Consider the following 25019-nt stretch of genomic DNA (forward strand, 5'->3'; position numbering starts at 1 on the left):
GACAAGACAAGGACGCCTCAGGTTGGGCGTCCTTGTTTCATTATAACCAATCCTCCCTGTTCCCGTTCAACCAGGAAGCAGGGGTGCTGCGAAACAAATATTGAAATCTTCCTTCCGTTTGGGGATTAGTAATAAGCTTTATCTTCCAGATTCCCTCCAGAGGCTTGCTTACAAATTCATTCATGTACGTATTGTCGCTAGTCGCTTTATCCATAAAAACACGCTCTCCTTGAGGATTCCATATCTTGTGGCGCTGATTATTTATTATGTCAAGTTAATGAAGCTATTCCTCAGAAAACACATTTAAATAAGACGATCATCTAAAGCATTTAGCCTATCCTGGATGGGACAGAATCCCGTATAATAAATCAAATAAAGTTTCCCCCGTGGGAGGGGCTATGAAGCAGAGAACCGTCTTTCGCCGCATCATGATGCTGATCATCTGTCTGTTTGATCCCATATTAGGCGTCTATACGTACTCCAACTATCAGACTCAGGCCACTTTGACAACTAATCCGGCAGGCTCTCGAGGTAGACGAGACCGATGAGCGCAGCCGGATCGTGGAGAAGATCCAGCAGTATGTGGAGACGCATCTAAGCGAGGACGTCTCGCTGCAGGTGCTGGCCGATCATGTGTACCTCCACCCGGCTTACTCGTCTTCGGTCTACAAGGATTCTACCGGTGAAGGCGTAAGCAGCTACATTTACCGGCGCAAAATGGAGCATGCAGCGGAGCTGTTGAGGCGGAGCCCCCTCAAGATTGCCTCTATTGCCGAAGAAGTCGGCTACCAGAATACGTCCTATTTTATCCGCGTGTCCAAGAAATATTACGCCTGCACGCCGCAGAAATACCGAGAAATGTAATGAAGCTGTTCTATGTTATGAGCCTTCTACCGCAACAAGGGTAGAAGGTTTTTTAGTTTTAACGCAGGCTGACATGAGCGCAGCAGGTGCTCCACATAAGGACCCGAACTCGAACAAAAAAAGTTAATCCGTGCAAAATAGTGTAGTTGAGCTTGAGTTATATGGAGGAATGGCTGATGCAAGAAAGTATACTTGTATGCACAATCCAGATGTTTTACGTTGGATACATGGAAGACTAGCAAGGTGACGGGACGTAAGCGCAGCCTGCCAAGCGCGAACATGACACGAGCCACTGCATAAGAGAAAGGGGATGCGCCGTATGGCGGAAGCCAAATCATCATCCGGAGCGATGCCGCTCAACAAAACGAAGAACAAGTCGCAGCTCTGGTTTGATCTCAAGCGGGATCGATATTTATATCTGCTCGCCCTGCCGGGATTAGTGTTCTTCCTGATTTTCAAGTACGTGCCGATGTGGGGGGTTGTCATTGCCTTCCAAAACTATTCCCCTTATATGGGCGTGTTCCAAAGCGAGTGGGTAGGTTTTGAGCACTTTAGCGCATTTTTTTCGAATCCCGACTTCCTCATTCTGTTTCGCAATACGATGGCGATCAACCTGATGAGCTTGATCTTGTTTTTCCCGCTGCCGATCCTGCTGTCTCTTCTGCTGAACGAGGTGCGGTCGGAGGCATACAAAAGGATCGTCCAATCCATCGTATATATGCCGCATTTCTTATCCTGGGTCATCATCGCCGGATTAACCTTCCTGCTCTTCGCCAAGGGCGAAGGCTTGGTCAATCACCTTCTAGAGGAAGGCGGCTTCGAGAGGATGGACTTCCTGACGAATCCGAGCGGCTTCTGGTTCATGCTGACCGTGCAAACGATCTGGAAGGAAGCAGGCTGGGGGACGATCATTTTCCTCGCGGCGATTGCGGGAGTAGATCCGCAGCTGTATGAAGCGGCTAGAATGGACGGCGCAGGCCGCATTCGCCAAATGTGGCACGTGACCTTGCCGGCCATACGTAACGTCATCGTCATTTTGCTCATTCTGAGGCTCGGCCATATGATGGATGTCGGCTTCGAGCAAGTGTTCCTGATGTATAATGGAGCGGTATCCGAAGTAGCCGAGGTGTTCGATACTTATGTATACCGGATAGGCATTCAGCAAGGTCAGTTCAGCTTCAGTACAGCAGCAGGCTTATTTAAGTCGCTCGTAGGACTTCTGCTGGTCGTAGGCGCCAACAAGCTGGCGAAAAAAATGGGCGAGGGGGGCGTGTACTAAGATGATCAGTTCCTTAGGAGACCGCATATTCAACGCTTTCAATATCGTAATACTCGCCCTCGTGGCTATCGTGACGTTCTTCCCGGTGTACTATGTGTTCATCGTATCGTTCGTCGATCCGGTGGAGTATATCACCAGACCCTTCATTCTTTGGCCGGAGAAATGGTCCCTCGATTCCTATAAGTACCTGCTCTCGACCAAATCATTCGTCGGCGCCTTGTACAACAGTACGTTTCTAGCCGTCGTAGGTACGATTTGCAGCTTGATCGTCACCGCCTCGCTGGCCTATTCCTTATCAAGAAAGCGCTTGCGTGGGCGCCAGACGATTCTGATGCTCATTCTCTTTACTATCTTGTTCAGCCCGGGCATCATCCCTCATTATTTGCTGGTGCGGGACCTGCATCTGATCAACAGCATCTGGTCCTTGATCCTGCCGGCGCTTGCCAGCGGCTGGAACGTCATTCTCATGAAGGGCTTCTTCGACAGTATTCCGGTGGAGCTTGAAGAATCCGCTGCCATGGACGGGTGCCATGATATCTCGATTTTCATCCGAATTATTTTACCGTTGTCCCTGCCGTCCTTGGCTGCATTCGGTTTGTTCTATGCCGTGGGCTACTGGAACCAATTCTTTAACGCGCTGCTGTACTTAAACGATCCGTCGAAGTGGCCGATTCAGGTGCTGCTGCAGAACCTGCTCATCTCTTCGTCCAACAGCGAGCTGACGTCGGAGGTCTTCGTGAAGGCTCCGCCGACGGAGACGCTCAAAATGGCTGCCGTAATTATCGCTACCGTGCCGATCCTTCTGGTGTACCCGTTCCTGCAAAAGCATTTTGCCAAGGGTGCCATGGTTGGCTCGGTCAAGGGATAATGATAGATAATTTCATTAAACTAAAGGAGAGGGTCTACACATGAAGAACGCCAAAACAACACTTAGCTTGTTTCTCGCTTTATCGACGCTGCTTGCCGCTTGCGGTCAAAGCAGCACGCCACCGGCGGCAAGTGGGGAGAAAGCCGCAGCCGATAAGGAAGAGGCGCCTGTAGAGATCAGTGTCATGGTGCACTTCCTGCAGCAGCAGCCGATGGCTGAGGATAACGCCGTCAAGCAAGCGATCGAGAAGGCAACGAACAGCAAGCTGAAGATTCAGTGGGTATCCTCAAATAACTATAATGACAAGCTGAATGTGACGCTCGCCTCCGGGGACCTTCCGGATCTGACTTACATCGGCGACCCGTTCGTGTCGGTATTTCGCAACTTGGCGGCTCAAGGCGCATTCTGGGAAGTCGGTCCTTACATCAAGGATTACCCCAATCTGGCGAACGGTATTTCGAAAACGGCATGGGATCTCACCAAGATGCAGGATGGCAAGAACTACGTAATTCCAAGACCGCGTCCTTCCGAAGCGGATTCGTTCTTCATTCTCCGCAAGGACTGGCTGGACAAAGTAGGGCTGAAGGTACCGACAACCACAGATGAGCTGTATCAGGTTATGAAAGCCTTTACAGAGAAGGATCCGGATGGCAACGGCAAGGCGGATACCATCGGCTTCGCCGCCAATACGGACGCGGGCAATACGGCAAGCCCCTATGGCGTGCTGGGCCATATCGACAGCATCTTCACCGGGGTGAACGGTAAGTATAAATGGGAAAATAACCAAATGACGCATACCGCGCTGCTGCCTGAGTCGCGCAAGGCGCTGGAATTCGCGGTAAAGGCCAACCAGGAGAAGCTGATACCAGCGGATTTCGCATCGCTGAAAGGCACGCAAATTCGTGATATGTTCGATGGCGGCAAAGCGGGTATCATCATTGAAAAGGCCGGGACGATGAAGGAGCACTTCGATAAGCTGAAGAGCATCGATCCGAACTTCAAGGAAAGCGATTTTTATCCTGTAACGAATATTAACGGTTATAATCCGAAGGGTCCCGGTTTCGCAGGGGCGCTGGCGATTTCGAAGAAGGTGCCGGAAGAGAAGATGAAGCGCATTCTGAAGGTGCTCGACACTTGGATGAAGCCGGAAATTTTCGCCTATAACACCTATGGTCTGGAGGGCGTGCATCACACCGTGAAGGATGGCCAGAAGGTCCTCAATACCGAGAAGATGCTGGCGGACAGCGTAGCTGACCTGAACCAAATTCTTTATGTTGCCGACCCTTACGCGAGCTCGACCAAGCCAGCCTTCCCGAAAGAGGTCAACGAGCTGTATGCGAAGATTCAAGACGAACGCGCCAAGACTAGCGTGGCGGACATCACCGTCGGCCTTTATTCCCCGACACTGCAGAAGGCAGGACCGGACCTGGAGAAGAAAATCGCCGATCTGAAGACGAAGATCATCTTGGGTCGCGAACCGATTACAGCATGGGATGACCTCGTCGCCAAGCTGAAAACGGATGCCGACCTGCAGAAGATCAGTCAAGAACTTACAGAGGCTTACAAGAAACGGATCGGTCAATAATCCGTGCGGTTGGATTCACGAATCAGCAAGTAAGTAGTGGCCGGGGATGGATTCCAACAAGATCCGTCTCCGGCCTATGTGGGTTTGACTGGAAGGCTAGGGAGCGATATGGATATTGACAACAGGCAGATTAGTCTTCATCATGAAGCTGAGCCTTGCCTCCTAGGGAAGGGCATAACAGCAATTGAACGGAGGGCAATCTATGCTGCAGACCCTAAGAAACTGGCTGAGAATGGGGATGGAAAGCAGGCGGTCCAAACGGTTTTTCTGGAGGAGCCTGGCCTTGTTTCTAATGGTCACCTGTATCCCGGGGATGGTCACGGGCATTGTTATCTATTGGGCCACAACGAATCAGATCGAGAGCGAGCTTCAGAAGATTCACGGGCAGCAGGTACAGCAGCGGGCGGAAAATATAGACGAGCAGTTGTCCTACATGGAAATGCTGTTTACGCAGTGGGCGTTCGACACCCAGTTCGATAGCAAGCTCAAGCAGCTTGACTTTGTATTTAACTACAATCAGGTGCATGATATTTACCGGACGCTGTTCATTATGGAGGGCGCGCATCCGTTAATCTCCAATGTGGAATTGGTTTTGAAGCATCCGGTGCAGCTTGTCTTTAATAAAGAGGTATATTTGGATATAAGCGACCCTAAGATAAATGAGCGGTTCGATGCTCTGCTGCAGCATTCCAAGTTCACCTACTGGACGGAAACGTATGAGCGGTTTGACGGCAGGACTTGGAGTCCTTCTGCCCTTGCGCTGGTGAACAAAGTGCCTGGCGGGAGCACAGAGCCGCTCGGGTATCTCATCGCCTCGGTCGATAAGAAGAAGCTAAACAAGCTTCTACAGACCTTGACACCGTATAGTGACGGGGCCACCTTCCTTTTATCGGCAGGGGGAGAACGCTTCATAGCCCAAGACGGGGAGCAACGCGGCGGACTTGAGCTTGCTTTAAGAGAGGTTATCACCGACGGCCGGCATAAGGCCGATTCGTTTCTCTTTGATTATAGCGGAGCGACGTATTCCGTTTCGATCGGTCAGTTCTCGCGCATCGGCGAAGAGTGGACCTACGTATCCGCTGCCCCGCTATCGGCGGTTACCGCCCCGATGCTCTTCGTCTCCAAGCTGATCCTGATCATCAGCGGTGCCGGCTTCATCCTGGCGCTGCTTCTCTCATTGGGCGCTTCCTACCGGTTATACACGCCGATAGGAAAGCTGGTCCGACTGCTGCCGAAGGAAGAGGGCCATCGGGATGAATTCGAGCTGATCGAGCGGCAGTGGCTGGATCTGACGAATGAGCGGGTTACGCTGCAGAGCCGACTGGAGACACAACTGCCGCAAATGCGCGAAGGCTTCATGCTTCAGCTGGTACAGGGGCATCTGTTCTCAATGACGGAGAAGGATATCAGGGAACGTTTGCTGCATTACGGCTGGGAAACGGAAGGCAAGCAGTTTGTTGCCGTCATGATTGAGCTTGGGGGATTTTCCAGCCAAGTAGGACGATTTAAGCAAGGCGATGAAAGTCTCGTGACCTTCGCGGCAGCGAACATTGTTGCCGAGCGATCGGAGTCGCTGTCGTTTCAGCTTCTGAATTTTCATGATCTGACACTGGGACTGCTGATAGCCTTTCCTGAGGAAATGCCGATCAAAGAACTGCAGGCTATCCTGAACCGCTTGGGTGAGGACTGGATTCATTCCGTTGGCCGGGTGCTCAAGATGCGCATGACCATTGCGATCAGCAAGCCTGCCTTCCATGTGAGACACAGCTCGCTGCAGTTCGAGGAAGCGCGCCAGGCGCTCAGCTATGCCGACCTGGGCAGCGAAAGTCAGATCATCGATTCCGATAGGATCGATAAACGCAATTCGGCCATGGAATTCCGATATCCCTTCACGCTGGAGAAGGAGATTATCCAAGCCGTCCGCATGGGCTCGGAGGAAGAGGCGGCCCAGCTTATCGGGCGCTTTCTGAAGGAACTCACGCTGGATGGTACGGCGAAGCTCGTCGTGCAGCAAGGGATGATGCAGCTGCTGGGAAGTTTGCTTCATGCGATGCTGCATTCCGGGACGAACCCGATGCAGCTCTTTGAAGGAGTGAACCTATACGAGCAGCTCAGCAACTGCCATGAGCCGGAAGACATACTCCGTTGGTTCCGCAGCAAGGTCGTCGGCCCTTATGTACATGAGCTGATCAGCAAGCAGGACCATCATCTGAAGCAAATGGTGGAGAAGACCATCATGCTCATCAACGCGCATTACAAGAGCTCGGACTTGTCGCTTGAATGGTGCGCGGATCAATTCAGCACCAGTCCTTATACCCTAAGCCGTGCGTTTAAGCAGATTGCTGGCGTTAACTTCATTGATTTCGTGACCAATACGCGCCTCGAGAAGGCCAAGGAACTGCTCCGCGAGACGAATATGAAGATTAACGATGTGGCCGCCAGCGTGAGCTACCAGCATACGTATTTCCACCGCATTTTCAAAAAATACCAGGGCATCACGCCTAGTCAATACAGGGACATGCACCAGGACAACGGATGAAACGGTTGAAAATAAGAAGGCGGTATCTGCGCTTGGACATGCGGGCGCAGTTACCGCCTTTTGTAACGCTTGTGCAAAAAAAGGAGCTTCAGCTGCTGACGGAAGGGAGAAGACATAGGGTCATCTCCCTTCCGGCGCCATCTGTACAGATCGCGCCTATAACCCTAGCTTCCCATACTTCTGCTTATAGTGGCTGAGCGTCAGCAGCGGCCATATGTACCGGTAACTGTGGTAATGGGAATAGAAGAAACCGGGCAAGCCGGCTCCTGTCGGATAGCGGGTGGTCCAATCGTCCTTGTGCAGGAGGGCAGCCAGCAGCTGGATGCCTTTCTCGATAGCGGGCACGGGTCGCTCATATACAGCGATAAGGGCATCCAGCGCCCAGGCGGTCTGGGAAGGGGTGCTTGCACCTAGCGGTACGTACCGCTTCACGCGGTCGCTGGAGCAGGATTCGCCCCACCCGCCATCCGGGTTCTGGATGCTTAGCAGCCAGCGGACGGCTTTGCTCACGACCGGGTGCTCCGCTTCTTCACCGACCGCCCTCATACCCGTTAGGGCCCCCCAGGTTCCGTAAATATAACAGACTCCCCAACGCCCGAACCACGAACCGTCCTCCTCCTGATGCTTCTCCAGCCATTCCACTCCTCTCCTGATGAAAGCGTGATTCCGCCCAAGACAAGCCGTATTTCCCAGAAATTCCAGCGTTCTTCCCGTCAGGTCGGCCGTGGAGGGATCGATCGAGGCTGAAGGGGCTCCATCAATGGGGAACAAAGCAAGCAGCTCCTTCGTAACGCCTTTCTCGAAAGCCGGCCAGCCGCCATCCTTGTTCTGCATGGCCAACACCCAGTTCAAGCCGCGGTTCCAGGCATCCCGACGGGAGGGATGACGCCGCGCCGTGTGCCGAAGCGCGCGCAATGCGGCCGTAGTATCGTCTACATCCGGGTTGATCGTATTGGACTCCGAAAACCCCCATCCGCCTGCGACCGTATCCGGCATACGGAGAGCCCAATCTCCTTGCCGGCTGTGCTGCTTGCCGAGCAGGTAAGCGGAAGATTGACGAAGGACGGCGCTCTCTGGAGAAACGCCGGCCTGCTGCAGGGCATCGGACAGCAAGGCCGTATCCCAAATATCGGACGGCGAATTCTGGAGGTGAGCGTGGCCGCCGATGTTCCAAAGCATCCCGACCAGCCCGTCTATCGCAGCTAAGAGGATAGGATGCCTCTTAGGGTAACCGAGCGACAAGAACGCCATAATCATCAGCAGGGTGCTGGTGGCATAGCTGTACAGCGTCCCGTCAGGCTCGATTCGATCGAGCATATACTGCTCCGCCCGCTTTAGGGCACGCTGGTGAAGCTGTCCAGGGAGGCTGGCGAGCTGTTTGATCCCCTCTTGCATCTCATCAAGCAGCTGCTGAAACCCTCGTGAAGGACCGAGGTCTCCCGATAGGCTCTGCCCAGGCGGATCTGTCATCCTGCCGGTATCCTTCAAGTCCGACAGGTCGGGGGTGGCATCGTTTCTCTCGACAAACCGGCGGCTGGCCATAATCATAATAGGAATCATGTGTACGCGCGCGTAGCCGGAGAAGTCAAACATGTTTAAGGGAGAGGAAGCTGGGAGCAGCAGAACCTCAAGCGGAATGATCAGCGAGGGAGGCCAAGGGTACGAGCCGGTGGCGGCGAGGAATACCTTGGTGAGCACGGACTCCGCCCGCTTGATTCCTCCCTTGGCGGCGATGAAGCGGGCCGCTTTGCGCATGGCTTCATCCGAGTGGCGGCTGTATCCGGAATACAGCATCGCATAATACGCATCTACGGTAGCAGCCAGGTTGCCCTCGTCTTCATCCGGGTATACCTTCCAGGCTCCATTGTCCTGCTGCCGCTCGGCAATCCGGTCGTGCAAACTTCGAATCAAGGCCTCATAGGGAAGCTCCAGGGTGCGAAGAACCACAATCATATAGGCATCCGTCGAGGTGCCGTTTTCAAAACAAAATCGCCATGACCCGTCCTCGCGCTGCAAGTCTGCGAGCTTTTTAGTCAGAAGTTGAATTTCTTCATTGACTCTGTTCCCAAGACTCATGGACAGACCCCCTGCCATCTCCGGCGAATGTTATGCTTACCTACAACATATGTGGGGAAAGTCGTCTCCATGCCTTGGATAAGATTTAGAGAACTCAAGAGATCAAGCGAAATGAAGAGGTTGGAGAAGAACGAATGCCTTGGAAGCGCTTTAAGCGAAGGCGGCAGCGTTTTTCCTGCGGATTCGTAGCCCGGTCCGGCTTTACACTTCTTCATTCTGGGAGTATGATTCATATCATGCTGTAATCAAGCAGCACCATTTTTTTGATCGCTGAGTTTCCGCCTGGGGCGGAAAGCGGGGGAACCAAGAAGCGTTGCAGGTATCCGATGTGAGAGTCGGGGAAAGCAGCGCAGGGGTGAATCGTTGCATGGGTGCATGAACCTCATGCAAGGTAGGGCGACTCTCACCGCCCGAATCCGACAGCTAACCTCGTAAGCGCAGGTAGGGAGAGGAATGGCGAAACCGGTGATCGATTAGCATCGACCACAGAGCGTCCCGAGCCTCTGTGGTTTTTTGTCGTTTTTTAAAAGGTGAATTCAAACACTTGATCTATTCGCTGAATTCTGCGTAAGCGCAGAAACGGGGGAACCAATGGCTTCTTCGTCTAGGGATGAAGAGGCTCTCCAGGGGTGAATCGCCCGGCATGCGCCATGCCGGGGGTAGGGCGACTCTCGCGCCCGAATCCGGCAGCTAACCTCGTAAGCGTACTGGGAGAGGCAACACTTATCGCGAGCCGATCGGGGATTATCGTTATCCGGTACCGGGAAGCCGTGGGAAAAGGTTCCTCTTTTCCTGCGGTTTTTTTTGTTAACCGGCAAGATGTCACGATGCTCCCTAAGTATCATCATTCTTACAAAGAGGTGTTGGCTGTGCCTGTTGCGAAGCTGAACGGAACTTCGCTCTATTATGAAATACAAGGTACCGGCATTCCTATCCTGTTTATTCATGGGCACGGGTTTACACACCATATGTTCAAGCCCCAGCTCGACTATTTCTCCGCCAAATACAAGGTGATTCTGTGCGATTTGCGGGGGAACGGCAAGTCCGGCAAGCTGTTGCAGCCCCCGGACGAAATTATCGAGACCCAGTGTCTGGACCTGATTATGCTGATGAACGATCTGAACATCCGCGAAGCGGTTTTTGTCGGCATATCGTATGGAGGGCTGATCGCGCAGCACATGGCCAAGCAATATCCGGAGCGGGTCAGGGCGCTTGTCATTGCCGACAGCTTCTGCCGAAGCGAAGCCTCGACGTTCCTGGGAAAGCTCCAGCTGGCGGCGGCTTATTGCAGCTGCTTGACCTATTACGCCCCGGGTGAGCTTATGCTGCCATCGCTTCGCTTGATCTATAAGCGCTGGGGGCTGGCTTACAGGGAGATCCGCAGAAGCTTGTTGGACAAACGTCCGGGAGAGCTGTACAAGCAGAGGCTGGCCATGCGATTTATCGATTATTCCGCCTGTCTGAGGACCTTCCAGCGGCCTGCCTTGTGTATTGTCGGAGACTTCAGGGAATTTGGCGTCGATTGCATGAAGGATGTCGTATCCCGGTTGCCCCATGCCCAATTGGCCATCATTCCCGATGCCTTCGATCCCAGCAATCTGTGCCAGCCGGAGATGTTCAATGCGGTTGTCCAGCAGTTCCTGGATACTCAGCAGGATATTCAACATATCGGTTAGAAAGGATCGCGAGCGGGACAAAAGCCCAAACCGAAACCGGGTGACCATCATATAACTAAAGGGTCTGAATACAGGACCGACGGGAGATGATGGGCTTGGTTTACGGGAATAACAAGCTGGGCAAATACCGTGCGCTGCTGAAGCGCAGGGAGTTAGCCGTCCACCTGCCTCCAACGAAGCGTGCGGAGAAAGCAAATGTACGGAGCATGCTGGCGGCATATGGAGAGGTATATTTGAAACCAAACCTCGGTACCGGGGGCTTCGGTATATATAAGCTTTCTCGCGCAGCCCGCGGCTATCGGCTCCAGGGCGGCACGGAAAGCCGGACGTTCAAGTCCTTTGACGGGGCGTATGCCCACTTTGCCAGAGTGGCCCGTAAGAAAACTTACCTGGTGCAAAAAGGCATCCCTCTGCTCCGCTATCAGGATCGGCCTTTCGATCTGCGCATCATGGTGCAGCGCAGTCCGAGTCGCAAGTGGGAGGTGACGGGTATGATGGGAAGGCTGGCCCGGCCTCATAAAGTCGTGACGAATTACCATAACGGCGGCAGGCCGATGCCGGTGAACGATCTGGTGGCCCCGTACATCCCCCGAGCGAAGCAAGGCCCCTACATGGGACGGCTGAAAGCGTTGGCCCTCCGGACAAGCGGACATTTGAGCGGTATTTTCCCCCGCTTCCGGGCCTATGGACTGGATATAGGGATGGATAAGGGGATGAAGCCCTGGATCATAGAAGTCAATACGAAGCCCGACAAGTACATCTTCAAAGCGCTTGCCGATAAGCGGATGTTCCGTAAAATCATGCGGTACGCCAGATGACCCAAGCCGCCGTTGCCCATAGCTGAATCGGCTGAATCGCCAATTCATAGATGTGCTTATTCTGCATCTGTCTATTCCTTTTATGTTGCGGCTTACAACATGAAAGGAGTAGCAGATGCTTTTTATTTCAGTCAACGTGCTAATGGGACATTGTTAATTTCCGGGAGGCTGGTCGTTAGCGGAGACTATTGACGGCCGCCGCCGAATGATGTATCTTTAAACCAAGATAATGAAATCAAAGATAAACAGGAGGTGAACAAGATGACGGGTCGAATCGACGAGGATCATGCGGCTTCCCTTAAAGCTTTCGTAGTTCTATCCAAGGCTTACAAGACGGTTATGGACCGGGCAGTGAAGGATATGAAGCAATATGGCTTGTCACCCTCCGAATTTATGATACTCGAGGTGCTGTACACCAAGGGGCGGATTCCTTTACAGCAGATCGGCGAGAAGGTGTTAGTAACAAGCGGAAGCATCACCTACAATGTCGACAAGCTGGAGAAGAAGGGCTTTCTGAAGCGCATCCCTTGCGAGGAAGATCGAAGGGTCATCTATGCAGACATAACGGCGAAAGGCCGGGAACAGTTTGACCTTATTTTTCCCAAGCACACCTCTACTATTCATAGCTTAGCCCGGGGACTGTCGCTGGAGGAGAAGCGTGAAGTAATTGAGCTGCTTAAGAAGTGGGGGAAAGGTGCGGAGCATGACAACTAGTGCCGCGGGATATTTTTTTGATTATTATCTTTAATTCAAGAATATTAAATTAAAACAAATGGAGGATGAAGAACATGATGGAAGTTGGATTGTTCCTAATACGTGTGGTAGTGGGGCTGTTGTTTGTAGGGCATGGCGCTCAGAAATTATTCGGCTGGTTTGGCGGTTACGGTCCGAAAGGCACCGGAGGCTGGATGGAGTCGATCGGGATCAAGCCGGGCGTAGCAATGGCCGTCCTGGCGGGATTGATGGAGCTTGTCGGAGGAGCGTTGTTTACCGCCGGACTGTTTACTCCGCTTGCTGCGGTGCTCCTTGCGCTGACTATGCTGGGAGCCATCGCCAAGGTGCATGGCAAGAACGGACCTTGGGCAACGGCTAACGGATACGAATATCCGCTTGTTCTTATTGCTGTGGTTGTTGGAGTCGCCTTGACCGGAGCGGGAGACATTTCGCTGGACGCACTGCTGAAATAATCTCGGGTTCAAATAAATAAAGCTACGGGGTAAAACAATATAAAGGAGCTAGCTCCGGCGAAGGATTGCCGGACTCCCAAAGGAGGAACTTTACGATGTCTCAGCAAACGGCAGGCATTCATCACATTACGGCATTTGCCCGCGATCCTCAAGCCAACGTTGACTTTTACGCCGGTATCCTCGGCCTTCGGCTGGTGAAGAAAACGATTAATTTCGATGCTCCGGAAGTGTATCACTTGTATTTCGGCAACGAGTCCGGAAGCCCCGGCACGATCATCACCTTTTTTCCAGCGCCAGGGTCGTCTCGGGGCCGGATCGGAGGAGGCCAGGTAGGGATCACCTCTTATGTCGTGCCGCCCGGTTCGCTGGACTTCTGGGAAGCTCGTCTGAAGCGATTCGGGATTACGATAGAGAGAGCGACCCGGTTCGGGGAACCGTATGTGCAATTCTCGGATAATGAGGGCTTGCGTCTGGAGCTCGTCGAGCGCGAGGCGGGAGAGCCCAGCAGTTGGTCATGGGACGGTATATCGGCGGATCAGGCGATCAAGGGATTTGGAGGAGCGGTGCTGTACAGTGTCAATCCGCCAAGCACGATGGCTGCGCTGCAGCGGACGCTGGGGCTTGATAAGGTGGGAGAGGACGCAGATTATGCCCGGTTCCAGGCCCCTGGCGATATCGGGAACATCATCGACGTACCGCTGTCCCGTATGGAATGGGGAGTGGGCGGAGCCGGGACCGTGCATCATATCGCCTGGCGCGCCAAAGATTTCGATGATCATGTTCGATGGCAGCAATTCGTGATGGAGCAGGGTTACCGTCCGACGCAAATTATCGACCGCCAGTATTTCAATGCGATTTATTTCAGGGAAGGCGGCGGTATTTTGTTTGAAATTGCGACAGACCCGCCAGGATTTGCTACGGATGAGCAGGCGGAGCGCTTAGGGGAGAAGCTGATGCTGCCGGAATGGTACGAGAAGCATCGCTCCCAGATCGAAGCGAACCTGCAGCCGATTCAAGTGAGAGTATTGGAGGGAGAATCCGAGTGAAGCATATTTTTGAGCAAGGCATCCGGCCCGATGCGCCTACGCTTGTTCTTTTCCACGGTACGGGAGGCACGGAGCAGGATCTGCTGCCGCTGGCAAAACGGATTTCTCCGGAATCCTCCGTTCTTAGCTTGAGGGGGAATGTGCTGGAGAACGGGATGCCCCGTTTTTTTCGAAGGCTGGCGGAAGGCGTATTCGATGAGGAGGATCTGATTTTCCGCACGAAGGAGGTCTATGATTTCCTTGATGAAGCCGCCGTTCAGTATGGGCTGGACCGCCGCAATCTGGTAGCGGTAGGCTACTCCAACGGGGCCAATCTGGCGGGGAGCCTGCTCTTCCATCATCCGCAGGCGCTTCGGGCAGCTATTCTTCATCATCCGATGGTGCCGCGGCGGGGTCTGGCGCTTCCGGACTTGAGCGGCACGCCGATCTTTATCGGAGCAGGCAGCAACGATCCGATATGTTCGGCCGAGGAGACAGAGGAGCTGCAATGGATGCTAACCGAGGCCGGGGCTGCGGTAGACGTTCACTGGGAGCGCTTCGGGCATCAGTTGACGGCTAGCGAGGTCGCAGCGGCTGCGGATTGGTTTCGGGACCAGTTGTAACAGCTGCTTCAAGGAGAAATAGTCAGGGGCTGTCCCTAAGAAAGCAGACACTTTGCTGACAAGCAGAGGTTTTGCTTCTAGGGACAGCCCCTTTTCGTGGTTGCTGATAGACTGCTCGGTTAAGCGGAGACCATACGCAAGGTAATGCCCGAAGGATCGACCGCATAGAAGCCATCCGGCTTCTCGGAGATCGGGACGGCCTCGCTGCGAAGCCGGCCGAGTGCTTGCTGCAAGGAAGAGGAATCCGGGAAGGCGACGGTATAATACGCCAATCCGGTTGCATTCGCAGCCGGAAGCGGGGCATTCTCACCCGCCCAGATGTTCAGGCCGATATGATGGTGGTAGCCTCCGGCCGATACGAACAGCGCCCCGCGGGAGCTGACATCCGCCGCGATATCGAAGCCCAGTACCTCGCAATAAAAGTGTTTGGATTTTTGCAAGCTTTGAACGTGGAAATGAATATGCCCCATCGTCGTTCCCGGCGGCAAGCCCTCCCACTCCACATCTTGGGCCAAAGCCAGCAGGCCATCCCAATCGATAGGGTCGGTAGCCATGATGTAGTTACCCTGCGCATCGCGCCGCCATGTGTCGCGGGGGCGATCACAATAGATTTCGATCCCGTTATGATCGGGATCGGCAATGTACAGCGCCTCGCTGACAAGATGATCCGCTTGGCCGATATGAATGCCTGCCCGGATGAGATTATGCAGAGCAGCGCCCAGATCCTTCCGGCTCGGGAGCAGAATAGCAAAATGATACAGCCCGGCCACAGAACGCCGAGGAGTTACCTGCGCATCCGCCAGCTCCTCCAGGATGACCAGCGGCGTATGGCCGTCGGCGGTCAGATGAACGATGCCCTCGCCCGTTTGAAGCAGTCCCAGGCCGACTACTTCCCTATAGAACGCTAAGGAACGGGACAAATCGGAAACCTTAAGCTTAACAGGTCCGAGCTTAAGATCATAAGGTAAGGAAGGGGACATACGATAGACGCTCCTTTAGTTACTATTTGTAATTAAATATATATTGGTTATTATGTGCTGTCAAATTTCCGTTCTCCGAAACCGTTCCTGTCCTCACTCTGTTGCCTCCCAATCGATCGGAATCTTGATCTTAACCGGCTTCTTCCGTTCCCTTGCAAACTCGTTCACGCTTATCAAAAACTTTAATCCGGGCGCGGGGGAGAGCTTGGGATATTCTATCCGGTAAGAAAAAGAATCCTTGGATATACGCACGGCTTCCTTGGTGGGAATGTATCGTTCACCCGCCGAGTCCTCGAACATAAGAAATGGAATCTGTGCCGCCGCATGACTTGCTTCGTAAAAAACGACCGTGGAATTCTCCGAATATTGAACCTGGGTTATGGTAACCGTTCCTCCCTGATCCCCCTTTAAGGTGACCGGCACTTGGTCGGCGTTGGCATATTCCTCACGCTGTGTCACGGTATTGGATGCTTCGGCTTCCATATCCCTGACTACCAGCGTTACATATGCAGGCTTCGGGTTAAGCTCGGACGGAGGACCGAAGTTCATTCGGCCTCCAACACTTCCACCGTGCGAGAAAGGGGTTTCCAGATCGTCCTCCAGCTTAAACGACAGGTTCGAGTCCGGATCTTTATGGACGACGACTTGAGTGGTAACAGGAGTCAGCATAAGCTGTTCAACGAAAAAAGCTTTATCTCCACTCGAAGCGGCGATCTGAGGACGGACTATTTTGGTCAAGGGCGCGCTTTTTTCAACCGTTAGCGGCACCGTGACATCCCAATTTCCCTGGGTAGCTCCGATCTGGCGGATCACGATGTTCAGCAAGGGCTCCTCCGGCAGTGTGCCAACATTAAATACCGTTGTTCCTACAAAGCTATGGTCCCCCGTTATGGTAAATTCATGAGTGCCAATCATCGTTGGGCGAGCTTTGACAAACTCATAGTTGTAATAAATGGCGGCTTCGTCTTTACTAATAATAGTAGTCTGTTTGAGATAATCAACCTCATAATTAATCACAAACTGTGCCCCATCATAGAAGACATCGGCAACATTCAATCGTATATTCTGGTCCGTAACCGATAGGTTGATTGGGGTACTCAGATTGTTCGGCTCGATCCGAGCTAATCCGTTGTTTATCCCGGTGCCGACTTTTTTGTAAAACAGCTCGATAAAAAAAACTTTCTTTAGGGCATTGCCTAACGTTGGATAATAGAAGCTGATTCCCCCAAGCAATATTACACACAGAACGGCAGCCTGGCCCGCCAGGACCCATTTTTTTCGGGTGCTCGCTCGCCGGAGATCGGAAGGACTATCCTGCTTAGCCGCCGCTCTCTGGTGAAGCTGCCACAGCTCCTCGAACGTAAAGGAAGGGGTTAGCTGGCGAATCCTGTTCTGAACGGCTTTGGGTGGTTCCATTTTTTCTGTAAATCCGGGTTCTTTTCCCTTCGAGTCGGTTCGCAAGGTCATTTAAGCCCCTCCTTAATAGAGGAGAGCTGATAGCTCTCCGCCTCACTCTGTCTTAACTGCTGTAATGCAGCATGAAGCCTCGATTTGCAGGTCCCCGGACGAATGTTAAGCAGGGAAGCGGCCTCCCGCAAAGGCAAACCAACGTAGTACACGAGAATGATAACCTCTCTTCTCTTGGAGGATAGCCTGTCGACCAGCTGCCATAATTCCCGCTCGCTTTCGGATTTCATGATCAGATCTTCGACGGTATCCGATCCGGCTTCAACAGGTATCTGGCCCAGCAAGCTAAGCCAGCGCTGCTTGCGAAGCGTGCTTCGCACCATATTCAAGGTGATCCGGTAAAGCCACGGGCGCAAGGGCTTGGCTGGGTCATAGAGATGGAATTTCTTATAGGCACGGAGAAAGGTATCCTGAGTAATGTCATCAGCCAGCACGGCTGACTTCGTCATCATCCGGGCAATCCCGTACACATACGGAGCGTGCTCTTCAAATAGGGCTCGGGATTGCTCTTCCGAGATTGAGTATTCCTTCACTGCATGGTCCTCCGTTCCTGTATTCAAAGTAAATACGCTTTGATATCGAAAATAGTTCGATGAAGGCGAAAAGAAAGTTTCAGGCCCTCTCTAAAAAAGGTGCACAAATAGGGAACCATCCGTGTAAGATGGTTCCCTCGAATTGGGGGCAATACCACAGTTAGTCTCTGTCTACCGATTCCATATACCAGCCATCGGCTGGGGATAGTCGTCGGAGCCGGAAAACAAAGGTTTTCCGCTCCGGACGATGCCCCTTGCGCACCAGATCCACGGGAATGGAAAGGTCGATGGCCAGCGGATCGGCTCCTGTAATCCGCTTATGCCCGCCTTTCCCCTTGGCAGGGATGCGGCGGATCGAAGACAGCTCCTTCATCCATAGCAGAGTGGAGTCCAGCTCCCGATGCTTCAGGCTGCCCAAACTCAGCTTAAGCAGTTGGGAGTCCTTAAGGTGGACGGCCGCGAGATAAGTGTCCACGATCTCGTCAGGTCCGGCTTGCTCCAGGTACTCCTGCAGCCTTCCCCCGGCCTTATAGACCATCAATTGATGCTCAGGGTCGACCTGACGGGAGCGGTGGGTGGAGCTCCCGAGAAAATGAAGACAGAAATGTCCGGAAAAATCGTTATCGGGGATTCCGTCTCCGCCATGCGGCATCCCGGCCATCGAGGCAGCGAGCGGTCTTCCGTCCTTGCCTTGCACCAGCACGGCCCTTCGATTCCAGCTCCACGTGCCCTGATAGATTCGTTTCATGATGGCGGTATCGGCTTTGGTGAGCGGCTGTACGTCCGCATGCTGATTCCCCGCTCTTCGCTGCACGTGAAAGGAAAGTCCGGTTTCGATGTCGGTTATGGCGAACTTCTCTAGCCTGGGAAGAAGGGTCCTTACTTGCCCCCACGGTACAATGGCGCCATAATGCGAGTCTCGTAGCTTGCCGGCCTGTTCCCTCAGGTATGCCCTCGCTTTGGAGTCGGGAACAAGCAGCTGATTCGTCTGTTCGTCGTAGAGGCTGCCGTTCCGAGTCAGCAGATACGTGTTTTCTTGTCCTTTGCTAACCAGCTTCAGGTAGCTGTCTCCCGCCTGTAGGTGCGAGGCATCAGCCTGCTGAGCGGGCGCTGTTCGAATGGAGCGAAGGATGCGCGGAGCATCCAAAGACAGCCGGGATTCCCTGACGGAGTCGGCGGATGACTTCATGATCAAGACAGCATCGGGCCCGGCTGCGGCCCGTGTGGTCGATTCGGTAACGGCTATAAGCAAAATCAAGGCTGCCAGTCTGATCAGCCATCCAGATGTGCGTCCCATCCCAGTTCCCCCATTGTATAGGTATGCTTACGATGTACAGGTTGCGTACCCTGCACCTGATTCATGAGCGGATATTATAGGGAAACATAAAACGGCACGGACAAGTCCATCCTACATGTTATTGTTAAAGGAGGGTGTACGCATGAGATGGCGTTTATATGGAAGCTTGCTCTTAATCATGGTCCTGATGATCACGGTTTGCCCTTCGGCAGCGGAGGCTGCGCCGCGTAATCCGACGAACGGACGTGCTTATTTTGAGGAACGTGGCGAGATTGTCTGGGAGGTGCCCAGCGAGGAGAAGGTAATTGCGCTGACCTTCGATGACGGTCCTGATGAGACGGATACTCCGGCCATTCTCGATCTGCTCAAGCAATATGATGCGAAAGCAACCTTCTTCGTGATCGGAAAACGGGTGGAACAATTTCCTGAGCTGGTGAAACGGGAAATGCGAGAAGGACATGAAATCGCGAATCATACGTACAGCCACATGTATTTCACAAAAAAAATATCCGAAAGCAAGATCGAGGAGCAGCTCTCGAAGGCCGAGCATGCCATTGCGGATGTGACGGGACAGAAGACGAAGCTATTTCGTCCTCCGGGCGGCTATTACAGTGAACGCGTAGTCCGCGCTGCCAAAAAAGCCGGCTATCTGGTCGTGATGTGGTCCTGGCATCAGGATACGGAGGATTGGAATACGCCGGGCGTGAACAAAATTGTGAAAAAAGTGCTGGATCATGCCCATAACGGGGATATCGTCTTGTTCCATGATCATGTCGAAGGCCGAACTCAGACGGTGGAGGCCTTGAAGCAAATATTGCCGGAGCTGCAGGCCCGGGGGTACCGGTTCGTGACGGTTAGCGAGCTGCTGACTTACCGGAAATCGACGACTGTTGAAAAATAAGAAGACCCAACCGGTCGATTCGCCGCCAAAGCAGGACGAGGCGGATCGGGTGGTTGCTTCGCTGTGTTAAGAAAGGGCTTACACATCCTTCCGCGAGTTTAAATGATTAGGCTGGCCGCTCTGACAAGCAAATTCGTCTATGATGGCCGCCCTAGACCGGCTCTGTGATCTGTATTGACAACAGCCAGAAGGTTTGCTAGCATGGCAATCATTCATTAATAGAATGAAGAACTTATAAGGTTTAGTAACCGGGAGTTGCGGACAGGAGAATGAAGATGGAAAGAAACGAACCGGAAAGACAGCCGGGGAAAGAAACGAACCGGAAGATGGTAACCCTCGGATTATTGGCTGCTTTGTTTATCGGAGCGTTGGATGTGACGGTGGTCAGTACGGCGACGCCCCATATGATCGAGGAGCTGAGCGGACTTTCCATGATCACTTGGGTATTTTCGATCTATACGTTGACAACCTGTGTGGCGACGCCGATCTTCGGCAAGCTCGCCGATTTGTATGGAAGAAAGTCGGTTTTTATTACCGGCCTCGTCATATTCGTACTGGCCTCCGTCCTTTGCGGCATGGCCGAATCGATGGTAGGCCTGATCTGGTTCCGGGCTCTGCAAGGGATAGGAGCCGGTGCGCTTACGCCGGTTACCTTCACCATTATCGGGGATTTGTTCCCGGGCGAGGAGCGGGGGCGGATGCAGGGCTTGTTCGCTTCGGTATGGTCGGTCGCCGGGCTGCTTGGGCCGCTCGTGGGCGGATACTTCGTCGATTATTTATCGTGGCGCTGGATATTTTATATGAATATCCCGATTGGTATCGTGTCGCTCGTATTGGTGCTGGGATTTATGCACGAGCGCTTCGAGAAGCAGCGCAAGCGCATCGACTATGCGGGCGCTGCTGCGTTCACCCTGGGCATCTCGGCTCTGCTGTACGCACTGCTTAGCGGAGGGGAAAGTCTGCCGTGGAATTCCCCGGTCATTTGGCTGCTGTTTGGCGTGGCCGCGGTTGCATTGCTGGTCTTCGTTCGCATCGAGAGCCGGGTAGAGGAGCCTATGATCCCGCTGGACTTGTTCCGCAATGGGGTCATGAACGTGTCCAATCTTAGCGGTTTTCTCGCTTTCTCGATCTCTACAGGAACGACGATTTATGCGCCGATGTGGATCCAGACCCTGCTGGGCTACAGTGCCACAAGCTCGGGCTTGATGGTCATGTCGATGTCGATTGCTTGGCCGATAGCCTCCAATCTGGCCGGCAAGCTGATGTATCGGTCGGGAGCCAAGAAGTTCATCGTGTTCGGCTCGCTGCTGGTGCTGCTTGGAGGGATCTGGCTCATGTCGCTTCACATCGAGTCGCCCTTCTGGTCGATGACGGCCATCCTCACGATCATCGGCTTCGGCATGGGCTGCCTGTCCACCCCGCAGACGGTTCTGATTCAGTCCGTCGTCGGCTGGGAGCTGCGCGGCACCGCTACATCGACCAACTCGCTGATGCGGTCGCTCGGACAGACGGTCGGCGTTGCCATCTTCGGGGTGCTGTTCAACAGCCACCTGATCACGCACACCAAGGCCGAGATGGCCTCGGGAATGCAGGCGGTGTTCGCGGCTATCTTTGTTATCGCGCTGCTGAATCTGGCGACCGTGATGTTTCTCCCCTCCTCCCGCAAGATGGCGGCGATGCAGAAGAGCTGACCCGCTTAGCTTCGCCAAATAAATACCCCTGCCTCATGTACAGGCTGCCTGCTTAAGGCAACCGGGTAAGGCAGGGGTGTTTGGGCTTCTCCGGCGAACTGCCGGGGCCTGCTAGATAGATTGAAATTAAGAGGATAACATTCGGCTAGATCTTGATCGGAAACATCCATCATGTGGTGCAAACCTGCAGCTGTACATCTTTTTTGTCTTATGATTGACCACCAAGTAAAACTCCTGCAAACGTGCATCTATTTTCCGCTTAACCCGTTGTTCAGGGGAAATATTGCATGAAATTCCTGCATGCTTGGTGGAATTTCCCTCTATGGAATGCCGTTTATGTAAAAAAACTGCACGTTGGCATGTTTCCGTCCTGGAATGGGGGCTGAGATTGATCGAGTAGGCCGACAATCGTTAAGCCGCTAAGGCCGCCATCCGGCAAGCAGCCGCTTCAGCTCCTCCGCATCGCGGGGAGGCCGGGCGCTGCTTCGAACCTGGGCGGGCAGCGCCCGCCAGACGTCGAGCAGCAGCGGCGGCTCCAAGCCGAGCGCGAGCAACAGCTCCGTCTGGGCAAATACGTCGGCAGGCGTTCCAGCGAGCAGACAGCGGCCCCCTTCCAGCAGAAGCACCCAGTCTGCCCAGGCATAGGCGAGATTCATGTCATGCGTAGCCATCGCGACAGTAACGCCGCTGCTGTGAATACGGTCCAGCTCCGAGAGCAAGAGCCGCTCTGACTGCCTATCCAGGTAGGCAGTCGGCTCGTCGAGCAGCAGCAGCTCGGGCTGAAGCGCGAGGACGCCTGCCAGAGATACGCGTTTTTTCTGTCCCAGGCTCAGCTCATGGATGGGCCGATGGGCAATCGTTTCCAGGCCGAGGGATGCGAGCGTCTGCACGGTGCGTTCCCGGATATCGGACTCGAGAAGGCCGGCATTGCGCAGTCCATAGCCAATATCCTCATACGGCGTATGGAGGATCAGCTGATGCTCGGGATCCTGGAAGACGAGACCGACCTGCTGCCGCAGCCGCTTCAGCTCCTTAGCACTGTAGGCAAGCGGTGCTCCGCGCCAGAGGACTTCGCCGGAGCTTGGCCGGAGCAGACCGATTGCTTGCAGGAAGAAGGTGGATTTGCCTGATCCGTTATGCCCGCAGATCGCGGTTTTCTTACCGGCGGGAAGCTGAAGATCCAGGCGGTCAAGGGCGGGGAGCTCCGCGCCCGGATAGCGGTGGACGAGCTTGCGGGTTTCCAGTATAGAGCTCATAGGGCCTCCCTCCAAAGCAGCCAGCCCTGCAAAGCCAGTAGGGCGGCAAGCCCAACGCCCGCCTCCCAGAGGTAAGCGCGGGGCATAGGACGGTCGCTGCTCGTACAAGGAGAAAGCCGAATATCTCCGGTAAAGCCGCGCGCCGCCAGGCCGTGCGCAAGCCCCCGATAGCGCTGAATGGCTTGCACGAACAAGCGTCCGGCCAGTATAGCCGTGTCGCGGATGCGGCCGCGAAAGCCGATCTGGCCGCCTCGCGCACGCTGCGCCCGATAGAGCTCCAGGGCCGAGTCGGCAAACAAGAAAATAAAGCGGTAAGTAATCAGCACCAGCTCGATAACCAGCCCCGGCACACGCAGCTTATCCAGCACCTGCAGCAAGCCGGTGACCGGCGTGGTTAGGACGAGGAAGGCGAGGACCGCAAAACAGGCTGCGGTACGGCACAGCAGATCGGCTGCCCGGTCGATCCCGGCCTCGGATACGTACAGGGTGCCTGCGGTACCGTTCAGCTCAAGGACAAGTGCCGGCAGGCTGGCCGCATAGAACAGCAGCGAGAGAGCGAGCAGGCCTGCATAGAACTTGAGGGGAATCCCGGCGTGGCCGACGATCCAGACAAGCATCCAGCCGAAGATGGCGGTCTGAACCCAGGGATGACCGACATACGACAAGGCAAATAGCGCAGCCGCGAACCCGCTCTTCCAGAGTGGAGAGACGGGATGCAGCTTATTGCTGTACGCGTAAGCGTCGATCCGGCGGATCATGAGGAGCCGGGAACGGAGTCTTGGCGCTTCTTGCTGCCTTTGCCGGTGACGGCTGTCCCCGAGCTTGCTGCCTTGCCTGCGCTGCCCTCCTTGGATGACCTGCCTCTCAGCAGGCCGAACACATAACCGATCATGCCGGCCCCGATAGCGGCCTGCAGCGCGAACAGCATGCTTTCGGTCTCGGCCGGAGGCTCGAACCAAGGTGAGAACCACGGTTCATAGGAAGGGGCCAGGGTGCCGATCAACTCCTCCGCTTCACCGTCGGCGCCGCCGAACTCGCCGTTTACGAACAGCAGCGGGATGACGGTCAGCAGCACGACGGCGAACAGGATCCATAGATTCTGTGTGCTTCTTTTCATCGGGAACGACCTCCTTTCATCGCTCGCCGGAGCAGCGACAGCTCCTCCGCGCCTTGGGCTTGAAGCCAATTCCAGATCAGCACGGTGAGGAGTCCCTCGCTGATCGCGAGGGGGACTTGGGTGAAGGCAAAGATGCCGCCGAACTTGGCAAGCGATACAAGAAACCCTCCGCTCTCTGCCGGAAAGGCAACCGCTAATTGCAGCGAAGTGACCATGTACGTGCTAAGATCGGCCAGAGCGGCGGCCATGAAAATAGCCAGCTTCTGCTTGCCTGTGGACGCCATCAGCCAGCGGTAGGCGGCATAGCCGGCAAACGGGCCGGCGACGGCCATAGAGAAGGCATTGGCTCCGAGCGTGGTCAGCCCTCCGTGCGCGAGCAGCACAGCCTGGAACAACAGCACGATCGAGCCGATCACGCTCATCGGCAGCGGGCCGAACATCACGGCGCCGAGGCCGGTCCCCGTCGGATGCGAGCTGCTGCCGGTGACGGACGGGATTTTCAGAGCCGAGAGGACGAACGTGAAGGCACCGGCAAGTCCGAGCATCAGCTTCAGCTCCGGCGTTTCCTTCGTTATCCGGATCAGCCTGCGCAAGCCCAGAAGGAAGAAGGGAAGAAAGGCCGCCCACCAGAATATCGCCCAGCCGAGGGGAAGGAAACCCTCCATAATGTGCATTGCCTTTACGGTTTGGGGCTCGTTGACGATAAAGTACAGGACCATGCCTGCGATGAGAAGCAGCGTACGGGCTAGCCTCTTGACTTTCATGGGTGTTCCTCCATTTCGAAATGTAACATCTGACTTCTACTACTCCAGCCTGGCCCGTATGAACGGTATGAACGCAAATAAGCCAATCCGGCGTGGATTGGCTGCAGGTACGAAGTACACCTAAACAAACGATCACAGGCATGATCGTTATTTCGTGGCTCGTACACCTCTCCTTTCCGCGAAGGTAACCGGGTGTGCAGAGTCTAGGTAGGTCTCCTGGCTCCCGGATCAAGCGCGTTCTCCCGTCTTCCCCGGACTAACGTCCAAGTGACTGGTGAGAGAAAGCTTTCCGGTTACAGTGGCGGGACCGCTCGGGAGTTGCACCCGATTCCCTGTTACCCTTTGCGGCTAGCAAAGGCACCTGACTCTGTGTAAAGCGAATTTAAACGAAACATAACACAATCTAGTGACTTTGTCTATTGCTTGTGTTACTATTTTGATGTTTCATGCTACTGCAGGAGTTAAAGGGAGAG

Annotated in this window: 22 protein-coding genes, 1 pseudogene and 3 riboswitches; of the genes and pseudogenes, 13 read left to right on the top strand and 10 right to left on the bottom strand. The window is 54.3% G+C overall.

Features of this window, described 5'->3' with window-relative positions; translation table 11 throughout:
• Positions 1 to 40 precede the first annotated feature (40 nt).
• Positions 41 to 214, bottom strand: coding sequence for a hypothetical protein (locus tag GSF01_RS15890; protein WP_159885699.1), 174 nt, complete (start codon positions 212 to 214; stop codon positions 41 to 43).
• Positions 215 to 561: 347 nt separating this feature from the next.
• On the opposite strand from GSF01_RS15890, the gene GSF01_RS15895 reads away from it, so the two are divergent.
• The 5 genes from GSF01_RS15895 (at position 562) to GSF01_RS15915 (ending at position 7135) form a co-directional block, all read left to right on the top strand.
• Positions 562 to 864: a helix-turn-helix transcriptional regulator gene (locus tag GSF01_RS15895; RefSeq protein WP_159885701.1), complete on the top strand. Its 303-nt coding sequence runs from the start codon at positions 562 to 564 to the stop codon at positions 862 to 864.
• Positions 865 to 1213: 349 nt separating this feature from the next.
• Positions 1214 to 2143 (top strand): ABC transporter permease, encoded by a 930-nt coding sequence (locus GSF01_RS15900; RefSeq protein ID WP_235941543.1) that lies wholly within the window; start codon positions 1214 to 1216, stop codon positions 2141 to 2143.
• 1 nt (position 2144) lies between these two features.
• Positions 2145 to 3011, top strand: coding sequence for a carbohydrate ABC transporter permease (locus GSF01_RS15905; protein WP_159885705.1), 867 nt, complete (start codon positions 2145 to 2147; stop codon positions 3009 to 3011).
• Between the two features lie 40 nt (positions 3012 to 3051).
• A complete protein-coding gene (locus GSF01_RS15910; RefSeq protein WP_159885707.1) occupies positions 3052 to 4596 on the top strand; it encodes an extracellular solute-binding protein in 1545 nt (514 codons plus the stop codon).
• Positions 4597 to 4798: 202 nt separating this feature from the next.
• On the top strand, positions 4799 to 7135 hold the full coding sequence (locus tag GSF01_RS15915) for a helix-turn-helix domain-containing protein (RefSeq protein ID WP_159885709.1): 2337 nt from the start codon (positions 4799 to 4801) through the stop codon (positions 7133 to 7135).
• Positions 7136 to 7291: 156 nt separating this feature from the next.
• On the opposite strand, the gene shc is transcribed toward GSF01_RS15915, so the two are convergent.
• A complete protein-coding gene (gene shc / locus GSF01_RS15920) occupies positions 7292 to 9211 on the bottom strand; it encodes a squalene--hopene cyclase (RefSeq protein ID WP_159885711.1) in 1920 nt (639 codons plus the stop codon).
• A gap of 258 nt (positions 9212 to 9469) precedes the next feature.
• Positions 9470 to 9665: riboswitch (cyclic di-AMP (ydaO/yuaA leader) on the top strand.
• A gap of 90 nt (positions 9666 to 9755) precedes the next feature.
• A riboswitch (cyclic di-AMP (ydaO/yuaA leader) is annotated at positions 9756 to 9932 on the top strand.
• Positions 9933 to 10080: 148 nt separating this feature from the next.
• On the opposite strand from shc, the gene GSF01_RS15925 reads away from it, so the two are divergent.
• From GSF01_RS15925 to GSF01_RS15950, 6 genes are all read left to right on the top strand, one after another.
• On the top strand, positions 10081 to 10887 hold the full coding sequence (locus tag GSF01_RS15925; RefSeq protein ID WP_268893714.1) for an alpha/beta fold hydrolase: 807 nt from the start codon (positions 10081 to 10083) through the stop codon (positions 10885 to 10887).
• Positions 10888 to 10982: 95 nt separating this feature from the next.
• On the top strand, positions 10983 to 11705 hold the full coding sequence (locus tag GSF01_RS15930) for a YheC/YheD family protein (protein WP_159885715.1): 723 nt from the start codon (positions 10983 to 10985) through the stop codon (positions 11703 to 11705).
• 261 nt (positions 11706 to 11966) lie between these two features.
• The gene (locus GSF01_RS15935; protein WP_159885717.1) at positions 11967 to 12419 is read left to right on the top strand and encodes a MarR family winged helix-turn-helix transcriptional regulator; all 453 of its coding nucleotides are present in this window, start codon (positions 11967 to 11969) and stop codon (positions 12417 to 12419) included.
• Between the two features lie 74 nt (positions 12420 to 12493).
• Positions 12494 to 12892, top strand: coding sequence for a DoxX family protein (locus GSF01_RS15940; RefSeq protein ID WP_159885719.1), 399 nt, complete (start codon positions 12494 to 12496; stop codon positions 12890 to 12892).
• Between the two features lie 95 nt (positions 12893 to 12987).
• On the top strand, positions 12988 to 13938 hold the full coding sequence (locus tag GSF01_RS15945) for a ring-cleaving dioxygenase (protein ID WP_159885721.1): 951 nt from the start codon (positions 12988 to 12990) through the stop codon (positions 13936 to 13938).
• Positions 13935 to 14540 carry an alpha/beta hydrolase gene (locus GSF01_RS15950; RefSeq protein ID WP_201305410.1) on the top strand — a complete coding sequence of 202 codons (606 nt, stop codon included), beginning with the start codon at positions 13935 to 13937 and terminating at the stop codon, positions 14538 to 14540. Before GSF01_RS15945 ends, GSF01_RS15950 begins: the two co-directional genes overlap by 4 nt.
• Positions 14541 to 14659: 119 nt before the next feature.
• Here the strand turns inward: GSF01_RS15950 and GSF01_RS15955 are convergent, their stop codons facing one another.
• From GSF01_RS15955 to GSF01_RS15970, 4 genes are all read right to left on the bottom strand, one after another.
• Positions 14660 to 15520, bottom strand: coding sequence for a VOC family protein (locus tag GSF01_RS15955; protein ID WP_159885723.1), 861 nt, complete (start codon positions 15518 to 15520; stop codon positions 14660 to 14662).
• A gap of 93 nt (positions 15521 to 15613) precedes the next feature.
• Positions 15614 to 16987: a DUF4179 domain-containing protein gene (locus GSF01_RS15960; RefSeq protein ID WP_159885725.1), complete on the bottom strand. Its 1374-nt coding sequence runs from the start codon at positions 16985 to 16987 to the stop codon at positions 15614 to 15616.
• Complete coding sequence (locus GSF01_RS15965) at positions 16984 to 17520, bottom strand: RNA polymerase sigma factor (RefSeq protein WP_159885727.1); 537 nt, start codon at positions 17518 to 17520, stop codon at positions 16984 to 16986. Before GSF01_RS15965 ends, GSF01_RS15960 begins: the two co-directional genes overlap by 4 nt.
• Before the next feature lie 160 nt (positions 17521 to 17680).
• Positions 17681 to 18817 (bottom strand): hypothetical protein, encoded by a 1137-nt coding sequence (locus GSF01_RS15970; protein WP_159885729.1) that lies wholly within the window; start codon positions 18815 to 18817, stop codon positions 17681 to 17683.
• Between the two features lie 142 nt (positions 18818 to 18959).
• On the opposite strand from GSF01_RS15970, the gene GSF01_RS15975 reads away from it, so the two are divergent.
• The gene (locus GSF01_RS15975) at positions 18960 to 19718 is read left to right on the top strand and encodes a polysaccharide deacetylase family protein (RefSeq protein ID WP_159885731.1); all 759 of its coding nucleotides are present in this window, start codon (positions 18960 to 18962) and stop codon (positions 19716 to 19718) included.
• 275 nt (positions 19719 to 19993) lie between these two features.
• Complete coding sequence (locus tag GSF01_RS15980) at positions 19994 to 21409, top strand: MDR family MFS transporter (RefSeq protein ID WP_235941536.1); 1416 nt, start codon at positions 19994 to 19996, stop codon at positions 21407 to 21409.
• Positions 21410 to 21828: 419 nt separating this feature from the next.
• On the opposite strand, the gene GSF01_RS15985 is transcribed toward GSF01_RS15980, so the two are convergent.
• The 4 genes and pseudogenes from GSF01_RS15985 to GSF01_RS16000 form a co-directional block, all read right to left on the bottom strand.
• Positions 21829 to 22665 carry an energy-coupling factor ABC transporter ATP-binding protein gene (locus GSF01_RS15985; protein ID WP_159885733.1) on the bottom strand — a complete coding sequence of 279 codons (837 nt, stop codon included), beginning with the start codon at positions 22663 to 22665 and terminating at the stop codon, positions 21829 to 21831.
• Entirely contained in the window at positions 22662 to 23423 is a 762-nt protein-coding gene (gene cbiQ, locus GSF01_RS15990; protein WP_159885735.1) for a cobalt ECF transporter T component CbiQ, read from the bottom strand. The genes GSF01_RS15985 and cbiQ overlap by 4 nt, the downstream gene beginning before the upstream one ends.
• A gap of 86 nt (positions 23424 to 23509) precedes the next feature.
• A pseudogene (locus GSF01_RS15995) lies at positions 23510 to 23782 on the bottom strand (energy-coupling factor ABC transporter substrate-binding protein); the annotation flags it as partial.
• A complete protein-coding gene (locus tag GSF01_RS16000) occupies positions 23779 to 24546 on the bottom strand; it encodes an energy-coupling factor ABC transporter permease (protein WP_159885739.1) in 768 nt (255 codons plus the stop codon). The gene GSF01_RS16000 and the pseudogene GSF01_RS15995, both read right to left, overlap by 4 nt.
• 188 nt (positions 24547 to 24734) lie before the next feature.
• Positions 24735 to 24926: riboswitch (cobalamin riboswitch) on the bottom strand.
• Positions 24927 to 25019 lie beyond the last annotated feature (93 nt).

It is taken from the genome of Paenibacillus puerhi (genome assembly GCF_009846885.1).
In the GTDB taxonomy this organism is placed as follows: domain Bacteria; phylum Bacillota; class Bacilli; order Paenibacillales; family NBRC-103111; genus Paenibacillus_G; species Paenibacillus_G puerhi.

What these genes read in the sequence shown, in the direction of transcription:
- GSF01_RS15900 (WP_235941543.1), top strand. Translation starts at nt 1,214, where the DNA reads ATGCCGCTCAACAAAACGAAGAACAAGTCGCAGCTCTGGTTTGATCTC.
- GSF01_RS15945 (WP_159885721.1), top strand. Translation starts at nt 12,988, where the DNA reads ATGTCTCAGCAAACGGCAGGCATTCATCACATTACGGCATTTGCCCGC.
- GSF01_RS15960 (WP_159885725.1), bottom strand. Translation starts at nt 16,987, where the DNA reads ATGACCTTGCGAACCGACTCGAAGGGAAAAGAACCCGGATTTACAGAA.
- shc (WP_159885711.1), bottom strand. Translation starts at nt 9,211, where the DNA reads ATGAGTCTTGGGAACAGAGTCAATGAAGAAATTCAACTTCTGACTAAA.
- GSF01_RS15905 (WP_159885705.1), top strand. Translation starts at nt 2,145, where the DNA reads ATGATCAGTTCCTTAGGAGACCGCATATTCAACGCTTTCAATATCGTA.
- GSF01_RS15975 (WP_159885731.1), top strand. Translation starts at nt 18,960, where the DNA reads ATGAGATGGCGTTTATATGGAAGCTTGCTCTTAATCATGGTCCTGATG.
- GSF01_RS15910 (WP_159885707.1), top strand. Translation starts at nt 3,052, where the DNA reads ATGAAGAACGCCAAAACAACACTTAGCTTGTTTCTCGCTTTATCGACG.
- GSF01_RS15980 (WP_235941536.1), top strand. Translation starts at nt 19,994, where the DNA reads ATGGAAAGAAACGAACCGGAAAGACAGCCGGGGAAAGAAACGAACCGG.
- GSF01_RS15935 (WP_159885717.1), top strand. Translation starts at nt 11,967, where the DNA reads ATGACGGGTCGAATCGACGAGGATCATGCGGCTTCCCTTAAAGCTTTC.
- GSF01_RS15985 (WP_159885733.1), bottom strand. Translation starts at nt 22,665, where the DNA reads ATGAGCTCTATACTGGAAACCCGCAAGCTCGTCCACCGCTATCCGGGC.
- cbiQ (WP_159885735.1), bottom strand. Translation starts at nt 23,423, where the DNA reads ATGATCCGCCGGATCGACGCTTACGCGTACAGCAATAAGCTGCATCCC.
- GSF01_RS15940 (WP_159885719.1), top strand. Translation starts at nt 12,494, where the DNA reads ATGATGGAAGTTGGATTGTTCCTAATACGTGTGGTAGTGGGGCTGTTG.
- GSF01_RS16000 (WP_159885739.1), bottom strand. Translation starts at nt 24,546, where the DNA reads ATGAAAGTCAAGAGGCTAGCCCGTACGCTGCTTCTCATCGCAGGCATG.
- GSF01_RS15915 (WP_159885709.1), top strand. Translation starts at nt 4,799, where the DNA reads ATGCTGCAGACCCTAAGAAACTGGCTGAGAATGGGGATGGAAAGCAGG.
- GSF01_RS15890 (WP_159885699.1), bottom strand. Translation starts at nt 214, where the DNA reads ATGGATAAAGCGACTAGCGACAATACGTACATGAATGAATTTGTAAGC.
- GSF01_RS15970 (WP_159885729.1), bottom strand. Translation starts at nt 18,817, where the DNA reads ATGGGACGCACATCTGGATGGCTGATCAGACTGGCAGCCTTGATTTTG.
- GSF01_RS15955 (WP_159885723.1), bottom strand. Translation starts at nt 15,520, where the DNA reads ATGTCCCCTTCCTTACCTTATGATCTTAAGCTCGGACCTGTTAAGCTT.